This is a genomic window from Streptosporangium vulgare, from assembly GCF_042428775.1.
Lineage (GTDB): Bacteria > Actinomycetota > Actinomycetes > Streptosporangiales > Streptosporangiaceae > Streptosporangium > Streptosporangium vulgare.
The window spans coordinates 1-543 of sequence record NZ_JBHMBS010000182.1 but is presented as its reverse complement, the minus strand read 5'-3'; the positions used below and the strand labels follow the sequence as shown (position 1 = coordinate 543).

The 543-nt window shown below is 47.7% G+C and carries 1 protein-coding gene; it reads right to left on the bottom strand.

Going from position 1 to position 543, the window contains the following annotated elements; genetic code table 11:
* On the bottom strand, positions 1-543 hold a 543-nt coding region (locus ACFFRH_RS45025; RefSeq protein ID WP_512701162.1), incomplete at both ends, for a cadherin-like domain-containing protein.

Here is a 543-nt window from a genome sequence, read left to right as displayed (position 1 = left end):
CACTGGCAGATTCGCTCGCTGCACTTGCATTGCTACCTGTACTTAGACCACTTTCATACACTGTAATCTGACCACCAACATTGTTTCCGTTCTCATCGTTCGGTGTAATGCTTGGTAGGCCATCGGTATGTCCGTCAATGGTGATGGTTAATGTCGTGGTACTCCAGTCCCCATCTGCATCTTTAATGGTGTAGCTAAATGTTTCTGTGAGCTTGCCTCCATCTTTTAATGCATTCACGGTTGCATTATTTGGGTCAACGGTATAGCGGTAACTACCATCGCTATTGAGTATCAGTGTGCCGTAGTCACCTGCAAGTCCTGTTCCACCAACATTACCTGTTTGTTCTGTTGTTGAGCTTCCTTTGCTGACTCCTGTCACTTGTGTTGCATCTGCACCTAAACTGTCAGCAACATCTGTGCTGTTGCTACTGCCACCTGTGATCACGTTTCCTTCAAGTGCTGCACCGTCTTCTGTCACTGTGCCTGTGTCAGCTTTGGCTTCTGGGGCGGTATCTGTGATGAGAATGACCAGATTCGTCGCTG